Source organism: Iodidimonas gelatinilytica (assembly GCF_008579125.1).
In the GTDB taxonomy this organism is placed as follows: Bacteria; Pseudomonadota; Alphaproteobacteria; order Sphingomonadales; family Rhodothalassiaceae; genus Iodidimonas; species Iodidimonas muriae.
The window spans coordinates 52,566-68,706 of the sequence record NZ_BKCL01000007.1; the positions used below are offsets into that span (position 1 = coordinate 52,566).

At 57.4% G+C, this 16,141-nt stretch carries 11 protein-coding genes and 4 pseudogenes; 13 read left to right on the forward strand and 2 right to left on the reverse strand.

What is annotated here, in order from left to right; genetic code table 11:
- Position 1: 1 nt before the first annotated feature.
- From murD to ftsZ, 9 genes and pseudogenes are all read left to right on the forward strand, one after another.
- Positions 2-1,369, forward strand: coding sequence for a UDP-N-acetylmuramoyl-L-alanine--D-glutamate ligase (gene murD, locus JCM17844_RS10145; RefSeq protein WP_150000851.1), 1,368 nt, complete (start codon positions 2-4; stop codon positions 1,367-1,369).
- Positions 1,366-2,522, forward strand: a pseudogene (locus JCM17844_RS10150) (FtsW/RodA/SpoVE family cell cycle protein). Before murD ends, JCM17844_RS10150 begins: the two are co-directional and overlap by 4 nt.
- Positions 2,519-3,709 carry an undecaprenyldiphospho-muramoylpentapeptide beta-N-acetylglucosaminyltransferase gene (gene murG / locus JCM17844_RS10155; RefSeq protein ID WP_210431786.1) on the forward strand — a complete coding sequence of 397 codons (1,191 nt, stop codon included), beginning with the start codon at positions 2,519-2,521 and terminating at the stop codon, positions 3,707-3,709. The pseudogene JCM17844_RS10150 and the gene murG overlap by 4 nt, the downstream one beginning before the upstream one ends.
- Positions 3,706-5,130 carry a UDP-N-acetylmuramate--L-alanine ligase gene (gene murC, locus JCM17844_RS10160; RefSeq protein WP_150000852.1) on the forward strand — a complete coding sequence of 475 codons (1,425 nt, stop codon included), beginning with the start codon at positions 3,706-3,708 and terminating at the stop codon, positions 5,128-5,130. The genes murG and murC overlap by 4 nt, the downstream gene beginning before the upstream one ends.
- Positions 5,127-6,056 carry a UDP-N-acetylmuramate dehydrogenase gene (murB, locus tag JCM17844_RS10165; RefSeq protein WP_150000853.1) on the forward strand — a complete coding sequence of 310 codons (930 nt, stop codon included), beginning with the start codon at positions 5,127-5,129 and terminating at the stop codon, positions 6,054-6,056. Before murC ends, murB begins: the two co-directional genes overlap by 4 nt.
- Positions 6,053-6,901, forward strand: a complete 849-nt coding sequence (locus JCM17844_RS10170) for a cell division protein FtsQ/DivIB (protein ID WP_210431787.1) — start codon at positions 6,053-6,055, stop codon at positions 6,899-6,901. Before murB ends, JCM17844_RS10170 begins: the two co-directional genes overlap by 4 nt.
- A 43-nt stretch (positions 6,902-6,944) precedes the next feature.
- Positions 6,945-7,184 carry a hypothetical protein gene (locus tag JCM17844_RS15095; protein ID WP_210431788.1) on the forward strand — a complete coding sequence of 80 codons (240 nt, stop codon included), beginning with the start codon at positions 6,945-6,947 and terminating at the stop codon, positions 7,182-7,184.
- A complete protein-coding gene (ftsA, locus tag JCM17844_RS10175; protein WP_210431789.1) occupies positions 7,166-8,197 on the forward strand; it encodes a cell division protein FtsA in 1,032 nt (343 codons plus the stop codon). The genes JCM17844_RS15095 and ftsA overlap by 19 nt, the downstream gene beginning before the upstream one ends.
- 74 nt (positions 8,198-8,271) lie before the next feature.
- A pseudogene (gene ftsZ / locus JCM17844_RS10180) lies at positions 8,272-9,926 on the forward strand (cell division protein FtsZ).
- Between the two features lie 84 nt (positions 9,927-10,010).
- On the opposite strand, the gene JCM17844_RS10185 reads toward ftsZ, so the two are convergent.
- Positions 10,011-10,433, reverse strand: a complete 423-nt coding sequence (locus tag JCM17844_RS10185; protein ID WP_210431792.1) for a helix-turn-helix domain-containing protein — start codon at positions 10,431-10,433, stop codon at positions 10,011-10,013.
- 219 nt (positions 10,434-10,652) lie between these two features.
- On the opposite strand from JCM17844_RS10185, the gene JCM17844_RS10190 reads away from it, so the two are divergent.
- The 4 genes and pseudogenes from JCM17844_RS10190 to JCM17844_RS10205 all read left to right on the forward strand — a co-directional run bounded on the left by JCM17844_RS10190 (position 10,653) and on the right by JCM17844_RS10205 (position 15,694).
- Positions 10,653-11,486, forward strand: coding sequence for an outer membrane protein assembly factor BamD (locus JCM17844_RS10190; RefSeq protein WP_150000856.1), 834 nt, complete (start codon positions 10,653-10,655; stop codon positions 11,484-11,486).
- Positions 11,487-11,528: 42 nt separating this feature from the next.
- A pseudogene (recN, locus tag JCM17844_RS10195) lies at positions 11,529-13,222 on the forward strand (DNA repair protein RecN).
- Positions 13,223-13,264: 42 nt separating this feature from the next.
- Positions 13,265-15,362 (forward strand): annotated as a pseudogene (ligA, locus tag JCM17844_RS17320) (NAD-dependent DNA ligase LigA).
- Positions 15,363-15,502: 140 nt separating this feature from the next.
- Complete coding sequence (locus JCM17844_RS10205) at positions 15,503-15,694, forward strand: hypothetical protein (protein WP_150000857.1); 192 nt, start codon at positions 15,503-15,505, stop codon at positions 15,692-15,694.
- Here JCM17844_RS10205 and JCM17844_RS16655 read toward each other — a convergent pair.
- Positions 15,691-16,128, reverse strand: a complete 438-nt coding sequence (locus JCM17844_RS16655; RefSeq protein ID WP_150000858.1) for a 50S ribosomal protein L11 methyltransferase — start codon at positions 16,126-16,128, stop codon at positions 15,691-15,693. The two genes, JCM17844_RS10205 and JCM17844_RS16655, sit on opposite strands and share 4 nt — an antisense overlap.
- Between the last annotated feature and the right edge of the window lie 13 nt (positions 16,129-16,141).

Here is a 16,141-nt window from a genome sequence, read left to right on the forward strand (position 1 = left end):
GATGATCGTGCCACACGCATATCAGGGAAAGCGGATCGGGGTGTTCGGCCTTGCACGCACCGGGCTGGCCGCTGTGCGGGCGCTTTTGGCTGCCGGTGCCCATGTGTGGGCATGGGATGATGATGTGGCGCGCAGAAAAGCGGTGCCGTGCCCCGCCATCGATCTTTATGACGCGGATTTTTCCGGTCTGGATGCCTTGATGTTGGCCCCCGGTGTGCCGCTTCATCATCCGCAGCCCCATGCTCTTGTGCAAAAGGCGCGGGCGGCAGGGGTTCCCCTGATTGGCGATATGGATCTGTTCGATAGCGCGCGTCAGGACTTGCCAGCGCATAAGCTGGTGGCGGTAACGGGCACCAATGGCAAATCCACCACCGTGGCTTTGATCCATCATATGGTGAAAGCCTGTGGGCGGCCTGCGGCCCTGGGCGGGAATATCGGTATTCCGGTACTGGATCTGGACCCTTTGCCCGAAGGCGGGGTGTATGTGTTTGAACTGTCATCCTTCCAATGTGACCTGACCCATAGCCTGGATGCGGATGTGGCGGTGTTGCTCAATATCACGCCCGATCATCTGGATCGGCATGGGGATATGGCGGGCTATGTGGCGGCCAAGCGCCGTTTGTTCGAGATGCAATCCGAAGCGCATTTGGCGGTGATCGGTGTGGATGATGCCGCAGGCCGGCAGATGGCCACAACCCTGCCGCAAAACCTTGTGCCGGTTTCTGTCCGCGACGAACGGGTGGACGGGGTGGGTATGACCCCTGATGGCCAGTTGGTGGAGCGCAAGGACGGGGCGGCAAAGGTTGTGGGAAGCCTTCAGGGCCTTGCCACCTTGCGCGGCCGCCATAATTGGCAAAATGCCGCGGCCGCCTATGTGGTGGGACGGCAGCTTGGCTTTTCACCCAATGCCATCATGGCCGCCTTTGCGGATTTCCCCGGCCTTGCCCATCGTTGCGAAGTGTTGGGGCAGAATGGGGGTGTTTTGGTGGTGAATGATTCCAAAGCCACCAATATGGAGGCCACCGCCACCGCTTTGGCGGCCTATGACAAAATTTTGTGGATTGCGGGCGGGCGCGCAAAATCCACCGATTTAAGCCCTTTGGCGCAGTTTTTCCCGCATATACGCCATGCCTATCTGATTGGGGAAGCGGCTGCGGATTTTGCGAAGGCTTTGGACGGTCATGTGCCTGTTACCCAATGCGGGACGGTGGATGTGGCCAGCCAAAAGGCCATGGCCGATGCAAAACCCGGCGAGACGGTGCTGTTTTCGCCCGCCTGCGCCAGCTTCGATCAGTTCAGTGACTTTGAAGCGCGGGGCGAGGCTTTTCGCCGATCCCTTGCGCCTTTCCTGTCGGGAGAGCGCGCATGAGCCTTCTCTCACGTGCCGATGAAAGCCTTGTCGCCCGTTGGTGGTGGACCGTGGACCGTTGGTTGTTGGTGGCGGTGATTTTTCTTCTGGGGGCCGGGCTGGTGCTGACCTTCGGAGCCAGTACGCCGGTTGCCGAGCGGCTGGGCCTGCCGGTCTTTTATTTTGCCAAGCGCCAGTTGGTGTTTCTGGCTTTGGGGCTGGTGCTGATGATCGCCGTCTCTCTGGCTTCGGTGAAAATGGTGCGGCGCGGGGCCATTGCGTTGTTTGCCCTTTGCCTTGTGCTGATGGTTGTCACCTTGTTGTTCGGGCCGGATTATAATGGCGCCACCCGTTGGGTGAATGTGGCAGGGTTCACGCTGCAGCCGGCAGAGTTTTTAAAGCCTGCTTTTGCTGTGGTTTCGGCATGGCTGTTTGCCGGTGCCATGGACGACAAGAGCTTCCCCGGCCGCCAGATCGCCAGCGGTTTGTTTGTTTTATGTGCCGGATTGCTGATTTTGCAGCCCGATATCGGCCAGACCATTTTGTTGGGCAGCGTATGGTCCATACAGATGATTTTGGCGGGCCTGCCGCTATTATGGATTGGTGGCCTGTTGGTTCTGGGCATTGTCACAGTTTTCTTGTGTTATGTGTTCGTCCCCCATGTGACCGAGCGCTTTGACCGTTTTCTCGATCCTTCCAGCGGCGATACATATCAGGTGGATACGGCGCTGAATGCCTTTCGTGCCGGTGGATTGTTCGGGCGCGGGCCGGGCGAAGGGGCGGTGAAGAAAGTGCTGCCCGATGCCCATACGGATTATATCTTCGCCGTTGCCGGGGAAGAATTCGGGGCGCTTGTGTGCCTGATTATTGTGGGGGTGTTTGCTGTCATTGTGATGCGCGGGCTTGTGCGTTTGACGGAAGAAGAAGATCCCTTCATCGTTTTGGCCGCAGGCGGGTTGCTGTCGCTGTTTGGCCTGCAAGCATGATCAATATCGGTGTGAATTTGGCGCTTTTGCCCTCCAAAGGCATGACCTTGCCGTTCATTTCCTATGGCGGGTCTTCCATGCTGGCTTTGGGCTTGAGCATGGGGATGGTGCTGGCGCTGACCCGTAAAAACCGCTTTGAAACCGGGCCGAGACTTCATACCAGCACATTGCGGGGGCATTGGGCATGATGGTGATCGCAAAGCAGCCCATAAAGGTGATGATTGCCGCTGGCGGCACCGGTGGACATATGATGCCTGCCTATGCGCTGTCTATGGAATTGCAAGACCGCGGCCATATCACCCATCTGGTTACAGACAAGCGCGGCGCTGCCGTGCCGGGGCCATTGGCCGATCAACCGGTGCATATCCTTGATAGTGGCCGCATGACCGGCGGCTTGTGGGTGCGGGCGCGGGCCTTGGCGCGGATTGTCCGCAATATCAGGGTGGCGCGGCGACTTTTGCGTGAAGAGCGCCCCAATGCGGTGATCGGCTTTGGCGGATATCCGGCCCTGCCTACCTTGCTGGCCGCGCGGAGCTTGAAAATCCCCATTTGCCTGCATGAACAAAATGCGGTGCTGGGGCGGGTCAATCGCTTGATGGCTCCCATGGCCGAAGCCATTGGCCTGTCTTATCCCGATACGGAAAAGCTGTCGCGGGGCATGCGGGCCCGCACGGTGCTTACCGGCAATCCCGTGCGCAACGAAGTGGCAGCCTTGGCGGCCAAGCCTTATCCGGCGCTGGATGAAGATCATATGCTGCGGCTTTTGGTGGTGGGCGGAAGCCTTGGGGCGCGGGTGCTGTCCGATGTGGTGCCCGATGCCTTGGCGCTATTGCCTCCGCATCTGAAGAACCGCCTTCAGGTCACACAACAATGCCGTGAAGAAGATCTGGAAAAGGTCCGCGCCCGCTATAAAGATGCGGGAATTGCGGCGGAACTGGCCAGCTTCATTGCCGATATGCCCGAACGTCTGATGTGGACCCATTTGGCCATTGCACGGGCCGGTGCCACCACCCTTGCGGAATTGATGTGCGGCGGGCGGCCTTCGATTTTGGTGCCGCTGCCCATCGCCACCGATGACCACCAGACCAAAAATGCCCGGCATTTGGCCGATCAGGGCGGCGGATGGCTGATACCCGAGACGGATTTCACGCCGCAAACTCTTGCCAAACGCCTGCAAAGATTGGCGCTGGAGCCGGAGCGTCTGCGGGTGGCGGCCCGGCGCGCCCATCAGCTTGGCCGCCCGCAAGCGGCAGAAACGCTGGCTGATTTGGTGGAAGAAATCGCCAGCATGCGCGGTGTTCGGCCCGATCAATCGGCATCGGGAAAAAGCGCATCCCCTTTTGAAGTTTCCGATCAAGATGAGGCCATGTCATGAAATCCATCCCCTTCGACATTGGCGTGATCCATTTTGTCGGTATTGGCGGCATCGGCATGTCGGGCATTGCCGAAGTGATGCACAATCTGGGTTATCAGGTGCAGGGCAGCGATATTGCCGCAACCCCCAATGTGGAACGGTTGCGCGGCTTGGGGATTGCGGTGTCCATCGGCCACCATGCGGACAATCTGGGCGGGGCCGAGGTGCTGGTGATTTCTTCGGCGATCCGGCCCGATAATGCCGAATTGCTGGAGGCGCGTGATCGTCAGATCCCGGTGGTGCGCCGCGCTGAAATGCTGGCCGAGTTGATGCGCCTTAAATGGTGTGTTTCGGTGGCGGGCACCCATGGCAAAACCACCACCACATCGCTTTGTGCTGCGGTTCTGGACGCGGGCAATTTCGATCCCACGGTGATCAATGGCGGCATCATCAATGCCTATGGCACCAATGCACGCTTGGGCGAAGGCAAGTGGATGGTGGTAGAGGCCGACGAATCCGACGGCACATTTGTGAAGCTTCCGGCAACGCTGGCGGTGGTCACCAATATTGATCCTGAACATCTGGATTTTTACGGGGATTTCGATACGGAACGGGCTGCCTTTCGCCAATTCATCGAGAATATCCCTTTTTATGGCGCGGCGATTTTGTGTATCGACCATCCGGAAGTGCAATCCTTGATGGCCGGTATTGTTGACCGCCGCATTGTCACGTACGGCTTTTCAAAGCAGGCGGATATTCGCGCCGTGGATCTGGAATTTTCCAAGGGGGGCGCGGATTTCGCTGTGGAGGTGATGGACCGCCATAGCGGTGAGGCACGCCGCATTGAAGGGCTGCGTCTGCCGATGCCGGGGCGGCACAATGTGCAAAACGCCCTTGCTGCTTTGTGTGTGGGTCTGGAAATGGGCCTCGATGACAAACATCTCAGTGCTGCTTTGTTGGGATTTCGCGGTGTGAAGCGGCGCTTCAGCCTGGTGGCCGAGGTGGACGGCGTGACCATTGTTGATGATTATGGCCATCATCCGGTGGAAATTGCCGCTGTTTTGGGGGCCGCCCGCGAGGCTTATGATGGCCGGGTGATCGCCGTGGTGCAGCCGCACCGCTATAGCCGCCTTAAAAATCTGTTTGAGGATTTCTGCACCTGCTTCAATCAGGCCGACCATGTGATCGTGGCGCCGGTTTATGAAGCCGGAGAAACGCCCATTGAAGGGGCCATGGCCGATGATCTGGCCCGTGGTTTGAAAGCCCACGGACATCGCAGTGTCACATTGATCGACGATGAAGCCGCATTGGCGCAGGCGGTGGCTTCAGTCGCCGGACCGGGCGATCTGGTGGTATGTCTTGGGGCCGGGTCCATCACCCGTTGGGCGCATAATCTGCCCCAAAATCTTGCGCCCTTGCTGAAAGACAGGGGGAGCACATGATGGCCGCACATGCCTCCTCCCACTGGACCGAGGATCTGCCTCCCTTGAAGGGGCGTCTGGAAGCGAATGTGCCTTTGGCACGTTATAGCTGGTTCCGCACAGGCGGTCCGGCGGAGCTGTTTTTTGAACCGGCAGATCAAGACGATCTCTGTGCCTTGCTGGGCACTCTTCCTGCGGATGTGCCGCTGACCGTTCTTGGTGTGGGGTCCAATATCTTGATCCGCGATGGCGGGGTGGACGGGCTTGTGATCCGCATGGGCAAGGCCATGGGGCAGATTGCCCGCGATGGCGATTGCCTGATGGTGGGCGCGGGTGCCTCTGATTTCGCGGTGGCCCATGCGGCCCGCGATTATGGCCTGTCGGGCTTGGAATTTCTGCGGGGTGTGCCCGGCTCGATCGGTGGGGCGGTGCGGATGAACGCCGGGGCTTATGGCGTTGAAATGGCCGATATACTGGTGGATGCCTGCATTATGGATCGCTTTGGGCATATCCGTACCGTGGCCTGTGCCGATCTGGATTTCAGCTATCGCCATAGCGGGTTAAGCGATCGGGATGTGGTTGTCAGCGCCCGCTTGCGCGGTGTGCCGGGTGAGCGCGAACGGATCGAAGCACGCATGGCCGAGATCAGCAAGGCACGGGAAGATGCGCAGCCTTTGCGCAGTCGCACGGGCGGCTCCACCTTTAAAAATCCGCCGGGGATGAAGGCGTGGGAACTGATTGACCGGGCAGGCTGTCGGGGCATGACATTGGGCGGCGCACAAATATCCGAAAAACATACAAATTTCCTGATCAACACCGGAACGGCCAGCTCTGGCGATCTGGAAGATTTGGGTGACATGGTGCGGCAATGCGTGGCGGATCAATGCGGCGTAACGCTGGATTGGGAAATCCGCCGTATCGGCAAGCGTGCAGGAGGGGCCAGATGATCGGACCTTTTTCACGTACCGGCATGATCAAGGCTGTGGCGGCTTTGGTGCTTTTGGCCGTGGGGCTGGGGGCTTTCGGGCTTTATGGGACGGCCCTGCGCAGCCAATGGGCGTTGTTCAGTAGCGAAGCACGCCAGAAACTGGGCCTGACGGTTCATAGTGTGGATGTGGAAGGGGCCGTCTTTACATCCGATGCGGCGCTGAATGAAGCCATTGGCGATCAGCGTGGGCGGGCCATGGATGCGGTGGCGCTGGATGCCATCAAGGCCCGTGTGGAAGCCATAAGCTGGGTAAAATCCGCTGAGGTAGAGCGCCAATTGCCCGACCGTATCCTGATCCGGCTTACCGAACGCACGCCCTTTGCCTTGTGGCAAAAGGATCGGGTTTTAAGCCTTGTGGACGATACGGGTGAAATTCTCACCCATGAAGATCTGGCCCGTTGGCGGCATTTGCCGTTGATCGTGGGCGCAGGTGCCCCCGAAGCGGCGCAGGCGATGCTCCATGTGCTTGATACAACGCCGGATCTTGCAAGCCAGGTGGATGCCTTGGTGCGGGTGGGGGCACGGCGCTGGGATGTGAAAATGGCCAATAATATCCTTGTGCGCTTGCCTGCGGATGGCCCTGAAAATGGCCCAGAGAGTGGTCTTGGGGAGGAAGTACGCGCGGAAGGAGAGCCTGCATGGGATTGCGCCAAGGCCTGGGCGTTTTTTGCGGCTCTTGAAAAGCAGCATCGGCTGATGACACGCGACATTGCTTTGGTGGATTTGCGCCTTGCAGAGCGGTTGGTGGTGCGCCTGACCCCGGAAGGTCGGGCATTGGGCTTGTCCAATGGGGATATCCTATGATCCGGGCCAGTCTCATAACAGCTTTGACGAGGGGGGCTCGGCCATGACCTCTCAGCGACAGGGATTGATCGCGGCACTGGATGTGGGCAGCTCCAAAGTGGGGTGTTTCATTGCACATAGAGGGGCTTCGGGTGAGCTTGATGTGCTTGGCTTGGGACATCGGGTGTGCCGGGGTGTGAAGGCCGGTGCGGTGGTGGATATCGCCGAGGCCGAGCGGGCTATCCGGGCCGCCGTACAACAAGCGGAAACCTTGCGGGCGAAACCGTGGAAAGCGTTGTGGTGAGCCTGAGCGCCGGGCAACTGGAATCGCAGGTCATCGAGGTGGATGTATCCATTGATGGCCATCGGGTGGAAGAGGCGGATATCACTCGCGTGCTGCATGAAGCCCGTGCCAGCATCGACCCCGGCGATCGGGTGGTGATCCACGCTTTTCCGGCCTGCTTTGCCATTGATGGCTCTTATGGGGTGAAAGAACCGGTGGGTATGTTTGGCGACCGTTTGGCGGTATCCATGCATGTGATCACGGCGGCTGCCGGACCGGTGCGGAATTTGGAAAGCGCCATTCAGCGTGCCCATCTTACCGTGGCCCGCTTTGTGGCAAGTCCTTATGCCTCGGCCCTTGCAACGCTGGTGGATGACGAGCGGGAATTGGGCGCGGCTGTTGTGGATATGGGGGCCGGTTCGACACAGATCGCCATTTTTGCAGGCGGTGCCTTGGTGCATGTGGATGTGATTCCGGTGGGGGCGGGCCATATCACGCAAGATATCGCGCGGGGTTTGTTGACGCCGGTGGACCATGCCGAGCGCCTGAAAACCTATTATGGCGCGGCGATGCAATCACCGACCGATGATCGGGAAATGATCGACGTGCCGCAATTGGGGGAAACCGGCCCGGCTGAGGATATCACCAGCCAATTGCCGCGTTCTGTGCTGACAGGGGTGATCCAGCCCCGGATCGAGGAAACTCTGGAATTGGTGCGCGATTATCTGGAGGCGGGCGGCTTTGATGGCATTGGCGCGCGTCGGGTGGTGCTGACAGGCGGAGGCGCGCAAATGCCGGGCATTCGCGAACTGGCGCAAACCATTTTGGGAAAGCAGGTGCGGATTGGGCGGCCACGTCGGGTGGTTGGCTTGGCCGATGCCACGGCCGGACCGGCCTTCGCCACCTGTACGGGGCTTTTATTATACGACCAGATGGCCCCTTTGGAACTGTCGGACGAACGCCAAACAGAGGCAAAGGAACAACCCAAAGGACGATTGGCGCGAATGGGGCGCTGGTTCAAAGAGAATTTCTAGAAACGAGACGCGACCGGAAGGGCAAGCCCGGCGCATATGCCTCCCGATCGGGGGATAAAAAGAGGAGAAGGCCAATGTCGATCGAACTGACCATGCCGGAATTGACCGAGCTTCAACCGCGCATCACTGTGATGGGTGTGGGTGGCGCTGGCGGCAATGCTGTGAACAATATGATCCGGTCCGAACTGCAAGGTGTGAGCTTTGTGGTTGCCAATACCGATGCACAGGCTTTGTCGCATAGCTTGTGCGATACGCGTATCCAGCTGGGCGTGGAAAGCACGCAGGGCTTGGGTGCCGGCTCTAAACCCGAAGTGGGTGAACAGGCAGCGGAAGAAACTCTGGCACAGATCGAACAGCATCTGGATGGCTGCCATATGCTGTTTTTGGCGGCGGGCATGGGCGGTGGCACCGGCACCGGAGCCACACCGGTGATCGCCCGAAAAGCGCGTGAACGTGGTATCCTTACCATTGGGGTTGTGACAAAGCCGTTCAGCTTTGAAGGCAACCGCAGGATGAAGTTCGCGCAAGCCGGTATCGCTGAATTGCAAGAAAGCGTCGATACGCTGATTATCATCCCAATCAGAATTTGTTCCGCATCGCCACAGAAAAGACCACCTTCCAAGATGCTTTCTCCATGGCCGATGAAGTGCTCAATTCCGGGGTTCGCGGCATTACCGATCTGATGGTGATGCCTGGCCTTATCAATCTGGATTTTGCAGATGTGAAAACGGTGATGAGCGAAATGGGCAAGGCGATGATGGGCACCGGCGAAGCCGATGGCGACCGTCGCGCTGTGGAAGCTGCCGAAGCGGCCATTTCCAATCCTTTGCTGGATGAAGTGTCCTTGAAGGGCGCAAAGGGCGTGATCATCAATATCACCGGCGGCATGGATCTGACCTTGTTCGAGGTGGATGAAGCCGCCAAGCATATCCGCAGTCAAGTGGATGAAGATGCCAATATCATCGTCGGGTCGGCGTTTAATGAAGCATTGAACGGCCAGATCAGGGTGTCTGTTGTGGCCACAGGCATTGCAGGCGAAGATATGCAAAAGCCAGCGGATGCACAGCCTTCCAGTGCGTCGGTTGTGAGTTTTTCGCGCAATACGCGGCCCCAAATAAGCGGCGCTGCCTCTCAACCGCGTGCGGAAGCGGCCGTGGCGCGCGCTCTGGAGGAAGAGCCGGTGCGAATCATGGAAGAGGATGATGCCCGCTTGGCAGCCCAGGATGCAGAAGAAGCGCTTGTGCTGGAAGCCCAGATTGGCAGTGAAGCGGAAGCACCGGCGCAGACGGATATGTCTCAGGATGCCGCCTTGGACGAGTCTGCCGCGATGGACAATGCGTCACTGGATGAAGCCGATGTGGAAGCGGTTGTGGCAAACGCGGATGTGTTTATCGCCCCGGAACCGCAAATCCCCAGTACGGCGACAGATCCGGTAGGGGAACCGGATGTGTTTGCAAAGGCGGATTATGAAAATGCTGGCGAGCCGCAGGTGGAAAAAAGCCGCTCTTTGTTTCGGCGCATGACCTCTTTTGGCAATAAAGGCGGGGCGTCAGCCCAGTCTGTGGCAGATGCCCAATTGAACGCCAAAACGGAAGAGGCACAAAAAGACAAGCGCAAGCTGGATCGGTTGCGCCCCGAAGACCGTCCGGTTCCGAGCAGTCGTTCGGAAAAGAAACTGGCGGAAGAACAGTTGGAAATTCCGGCATTCTTGCGCCGCCAGATTAACTAGAAAGGCTCGTTGGCCTTTTCTTGCTTGCCCCATGCCGTCATCGGGATGTCCCCGGTGGCGGCATGTTCTTGTTTTGCACGGTTCTTAATAAAAGGGATCGTTATCCGATCCCAGAATCCGTACCAAAGCCCGGATGGAATTGCGCACACGCGGGTCACGAACCGCATTTAGTTCCTTCGCGGTCAGCACCACATCTTCCGATGTGACGGCCAGTGATTTGCTGGAAAAAGGCTGGTCGATTTCAGAAAAGAAATCCCCCACCGTGATGTTCAAGGCTTTTGCCAGAATATAAAGGCGCCCGGCGCTGATTCGATTGGTGCCATTTTCATATTTCTGGACCTGTTGATAGGAAATCCCCAAGGCCCGGGCCAATTCCTGTTGGGTCACACCACGCTGTTGGCGTCGATTCTTGATCGACAGCCCAACTTGCTGATCAACTCCGTTGGCCAATTCACCCAACGCCTCTCTGTCGGGCATGTTTGGCTCTCGTTGTTCCTCTTCAGTCACTCTCGTGCGCTCCCTGGTCCCCATAAGCAGTTTGGATCATGACAATCCCGACCTTCACAAAAACCGGTTTTTAGCATGCAATGTTCAATTTGGACGGATGCATTGCCGCAATTCCTGAAAATCGTGTTATAAGGCTATCAATCACTGTGTCTCTTTCGATGAGTAAAATTACTCATGGTAGAAAGAGATACGATAGGACAACTCGGTGGACAAGTATAGATGCGATTTCTCAAAAAAGTATTGCAACTGAAGGGTGTGTTTCTGCGTTCCGTTCTGTCCGTTGGGCTGGTTGCAGCTTTAGCGGCTTGTTCCGGCAGCGAAAAAGACACCTATGTGGCGCGGGATGTGGATGTGCTTTACAGCATCGGCTATGATGGCTTGCAAAAGCGTCGCTGGAAAATGGCCGCCGCCGCCTTTGACGAGGTGGAACGCCAGCATCCCTATTCTGTGTGGGCGCGTCAGGCGCAGCTGATGGGGGCTTATGCCCTTTATATGGATGATGAATATGATTCGGCCATTCTTGCGGCCGAGCGGTTCTTGTCTTTGCACCCCGGCAATGAAAATGCAGCCTATGCCAATTATCTGATTGCCGTCAGCTATTATGAGCAGATCTCGGATGTGTACCGGGATCAACGGGTTACGGAGCAGGCAGCTCAGGCATTGACAGAAGTTGTGCGCCGTTATCCCGATAGTGAATATGCCCGCGATGCGGCCTTGAAGCTGGATCTGGTTTATGACCAGCTTGCCGCGAAAGATATGGATGTGGGCCGCTTCTATTTGAAGCAAGAACAATATCTGGCCGCCATGGGGCGCTTTCAGAATGTGATCGACCGCTATGGCACCACCAGCCATGTTCCGGAAGCGCTCCACCGCATGGTGGAATGTTATACCGCCCTTGGTGTGGAGCGGGAAGCACAGAAATACGCCGCTGTTTTGGGACACAACCATCCCGGCAGTAAGTGGTATCGCTATTCTTATGCCATGGTCACGGGTGAAGATCCTGATGCGCCACAAGAAAACCGCAGTTTTTTCGCGCGGATTTTTGGGAACTGAGGGCGGTAATCCTGTGAAAGGCGGCTTAGGGGCTCTGTCGTAATGCTGCTTGGCCTTACTATTTGCGATATTGTTTTGATCGAGCAGCTTTCCTTGTCCTTTTCCCAAGGGCTGACGGTGCTGACCGGTGAAACGGGGGCGGGGAAATCCATCCTTCTTGATTCGCTGGGGCTGGCCATTGGTGCACGCGCCGATAGCGGGCTGGTGCGGCATGGGGCCAGCCGTGGTTCTGTGACGGCCAGTTTCGATCTGCCTGCCACCCATAAGGCGCGGGTATTCCTGCGCGACCAGGAGATCGGCAAAGAGACGGATTGCGCGGATGAGCCGGTGATTTTACGTCGGGTCATTCATGCGGATGGCGGCAGCCGGGCTTATGTCAATGACCAGATGATCTCTGTTTCCATGATGCGGAAATTGGGCGATCTGCTGGTAGAGGTGCATGGCCAGCATGATGATCGTGGATTGCTGGATGTGTCTGGACATCGGGCCTTGCTGGATGCCTATGGAGCCATGAAGACCTCCGAGAGGCGGTGGCCAGCGCCTATGATGCGATGAAAGCCGCCAAGATCAGCCTGCATCAAGCGGAAGAGGCTTTGGCGCAAGCGCAGGCCGGAGAAGATTATCTGCGCCATGCCTTGGAAGAACTGGATAAATTGGCCCCTGAAGTGGGCGAAGAAGCGGATTTGGCCGAACGTCGGGCGCTGATGATGCAGGGCGAACGCCTGGCGGGAACGCTGGGGGATATCCAGACAGAATTAGAGGCCGATACCGGAGTCGAGGCGCAGTTGCGTGGTGTGTTGCGACGTCTTGAGCGGCTGGAGCCAGAAGCGCAGAGCCTTTTGCAGCCGGTAATCAGTGCTTTGGATCGGGCGGCGATCGAAGCCGCAGACGGAATGATGGCGTTGTCTGCCGTACAATCAGAGCTGGATTTTGACCCCGATCAGGCGGAACAGGTGGAAGAGCGTTTGTTCGCTTTGCGCGCGGCGGGCCGGAAATATAAATGTGCGCCCGATGACCTTCCCGCATTGCGGATGAAATTTGCACAGGATGTGGCCTCTTTGGATCACAGTTCGGAAGGTATTGGCGAAAAACGCGCAGCTCTGGAACGCGCGCGCACAATCCTTGCCGAGAAAATTGCGGATTTGCACAAGGCCCGAAAAGATGCGGCGCAAAAACTGGATGCGGCGGTGAATTCCGAATTGCCGCCCTTGAAGCTGGAAAAAGCCCGGTTTCGCACCCGCTTGGAGCCCTTGGCCCAAGAGCATTGGACGCGGGATGGCGGCGATCATGTGGCCTTCGAGATTTCCACCAATCCCGGCGCGCCTTTTGGTGGGCTGATCAAGGTGGCTTCGGGCGGTGAACTGGCCCGTGTGATTTTGGCGCTCAAGGTATCTTTGGCCAGCCGCAACAGTGCAGAAACGCTGGTTTTCGATGAGGTGGACCGGGGAATTGGCGGGGCGACCGCCGATGCGGTGGGCGAGCGTTTGGCGCGTTTGGCCCAACAGGCGCAAGTGCTGGTGGTGACCCATTCACCGCAAGTGGCGGCCCGTGGCGATTGTCATTTACAGATCAGCAAGGCCGATCGGGACGATGTACAAGGGCTTGTAACCCGCACAGATGTAGCACGTCTTGACCAAGAGGCGCGACAAGAGGAAATTGCGCGTATGTTGTCGGGGGCGGAAATCACCGATGCAGCGCGCGCGGCGGCATCCAGCCTGATGAAACAATCCGCCTGATCTCTAGGGCGTTCGTCTCAATTCTAATAAAGCAGTGTTTTTATGTCGAAGCTCCCTTTGTTGCCGGTTGCGGTGGATGATCTTGATGAAAAACAAGCACGCCGCGAACTGGCACGTCTGGCGATGGAAATCGCCCATCATGACGCGCTTTATTATCAGAAAGACAAGCCCGCCATTTCCGATGCAGACTATGATGCGTTACGGCGCCGAAATGAACAAATAGAGGCGCGGTTTCCCCATCTGGTCCGCGCCAATAGCCCGTCAAAACGGGTCGGGGCGGCGCCTTCGGAAAAGTTTGAAAAATACCGCCATCAAAAGCCCATGCTGTCGCTTGACAACGCCTTTGATGAAAAGGATATGGCGGATTTTCTGGCGCGCATCAGGCGGTTTTTGAAGCTGGCCGATGAGACGCCCATCAGCCTGACCGGCGAACCCAAGATCGATGGCCTGTCGGCATCCTTGCGCTATGAACAGGGGGCGCTGGTGGTGGGGGCCACCCGCGGTGACGGGACAGAAGGCGAGAATATCACCCGCAATATCCGCACGATCAGCGATATTCCCAAACGATTGGCGGGTGACGGCTGGCCTGATGTGGTGGAAATTCGCGGTGAAATTTATATGGCGAAATCGGATTTTTTCGCCCTCAATGAACGGCAGGAAAAGGCTGGTAAGGCCCCCTTCGCCAATCCACGCAATGCTGCTGCAGGGTCGGTGCGCCAGCTTGATCCCGCCATTACCAAATCGCGGCCCTTGCGGTTTTTCGCCTATGGGTGGGGCGATATGTCGGCTCTGCCGTTCAAGACGCAAATGGAAGCCTTGAAACAGTTTGAACGCTGGGGGTTCAAGATCAATCCCTATACGCAAACGCTGGATGATCTCGATGCTGTATTGGAGCATTTTCGGGGGTTGGAGCCAAACGGGCCAGCCTTGATTATGATATTGATGGCGTTGTTTATAAGGTGGATCGGCTGGATTTGCAGGATAAATTGGGGTTCATCAGCCGCAGCCCACGCTGGGCCATTGCCCATAAATTCCCCGCAGAAAAAGCCCAAACGCTTTTGATGGATGTGGAATTTCAGGTGGGGCGCACCGGTGCCATTACTCCGGTGGCAAAATTGAAGCCGGTGACGGTGGGCGGCGTGGTGGTGCAAAAGGCAACGCTGCACAATAAAGACGAGATTGCCCGTCTTGGGGTGCGGATCGGCGATACGGTGATGATACAGCGCGCTGGCGATGTGATCCCGCAGATTTTGGGATTTGTGCCGGAATTGCGCCCCGATGATGCAAAGGCCATTCTTTTTCCGAAAACCTGCCCCATTTGCGGCTCGGCTGCGGTGCGCGAAGGTGATGATGTGGTCATTCGTTGCACGGGCGGCTTGGTGTGCGAGGCGCAAAGGGGCGAGCGCTTGCGCCATTTTGTATCCCGCGATGCCATGGATATCGAAGGGCTGGGCGATAAACAGATCAAGCGTTTTTCGCCAAAGGCTTGATCGAAGGCCCTGAGGCTATTTTTACTCTAAAAGACCGCAATAAAGATCTTCAGATCGAAAAGATGGAAGGGTGGGGGGAGCAATCGGCGCAAAAACTGTTCGATGCCATTGAGACGCGGCGCACAGTTTCCCTTGATCGTTTTTTATATGCCCTTGGGATTCGCCATGTGGGGCAAACCACCGCCAGGATATTGGCCCGCCGCTGGACATCTTTAAAGGCATTGCGCGGCTTGCTGGAAGGCGATCAGGAACAGGCCAAGGCGGAATTGAAGGCGGTGGATCAGATTGGCCCAAAGCTGGCCGAAAGCATCATCGACTTTTTCCATGAGCCCCATAATATCAAAGTGATCGATGGGCTTTTGGAAAATGTCACGGTGCTGGATATGGAAGATGTGCCGCAAGAGTCTGGCCCGCTTGCAGGTAAAACACTGGTGTTCACCGGCTCCTTGAAGCAATTGAAACGATCCGAAGCGAAGGCGCAGGCGGAAAGTTTCGGGGCGACCGTAACCGATTCCGTGTCCGCCAAGACAGACCTGTTGATTGCCGGTCCGGGCGCTGGATCGAAATTGAAAAAAGCGCAGAGCTTGGGAATCGACGTGATTGATGAAGAGGAATGGCTGGCCCGTATCGCCACTTTCTCTACGGCCTAGATGTAATTCTTATGGGACGATATATTTTTTAGCTATGCGTTTATTACATAGCTATTGTGCCTTTAATGGCTCTACTATTGTGCAGTGCAAAACGTCACATGAGGGGGGAACAGTGATCACCCTTTTCATAGGAAATACAGATGTTTGCACAATTCGCACAATCCACCCGCGACGCCGCCCAAGGCCTGTTTGGCCGCCAGTATGGCTTTTTCGATCTGCTGACCGACAATGGTCAATTGACGGAACAGGCCACAGCCCAACTTTTGGCCTTTCAAAAGCCCAAAGCCCCCATTGTGACGGCTCCGGTTGCAATGGCACGGCAAGCCGCTTAAGTGATCTTGGCGCTATCCTTGCCTTGGGCCGGTGCCTTACGCATCAACAGGGTCGGCCAATCGCCGATCTGCAAACGCCCTTCACATAAAAATCCACGCGCCCGATAGGCATTGGCCACACGCCGTTCCTGCCGGGCCAGTAATCCCGCCAGAATCAGCCGCCCGCCCGGTGCCACGCCTTTTGCAATATCGGCGGCCATTTCCACAAGCGGTGCGGCTAGAATATTGGCGGTCACCAGATCGAAAGGGCCTGCCGATGTGATGGCGCGATGGCGCATCCCCGGCGCGGTCAGGGCCGCAAGCCCATAGCCCGCATGGTGATTATGCCGCCATGGAAAGTCGTTGATAACGGCGTTTTCCCGCGTGGTGACCATGGCAATGGGGTCGATATCGCTGGCGAGGACGCCTTTGCGCCACAGGCGCCCCATGGCCATTGCCAGAACCCCC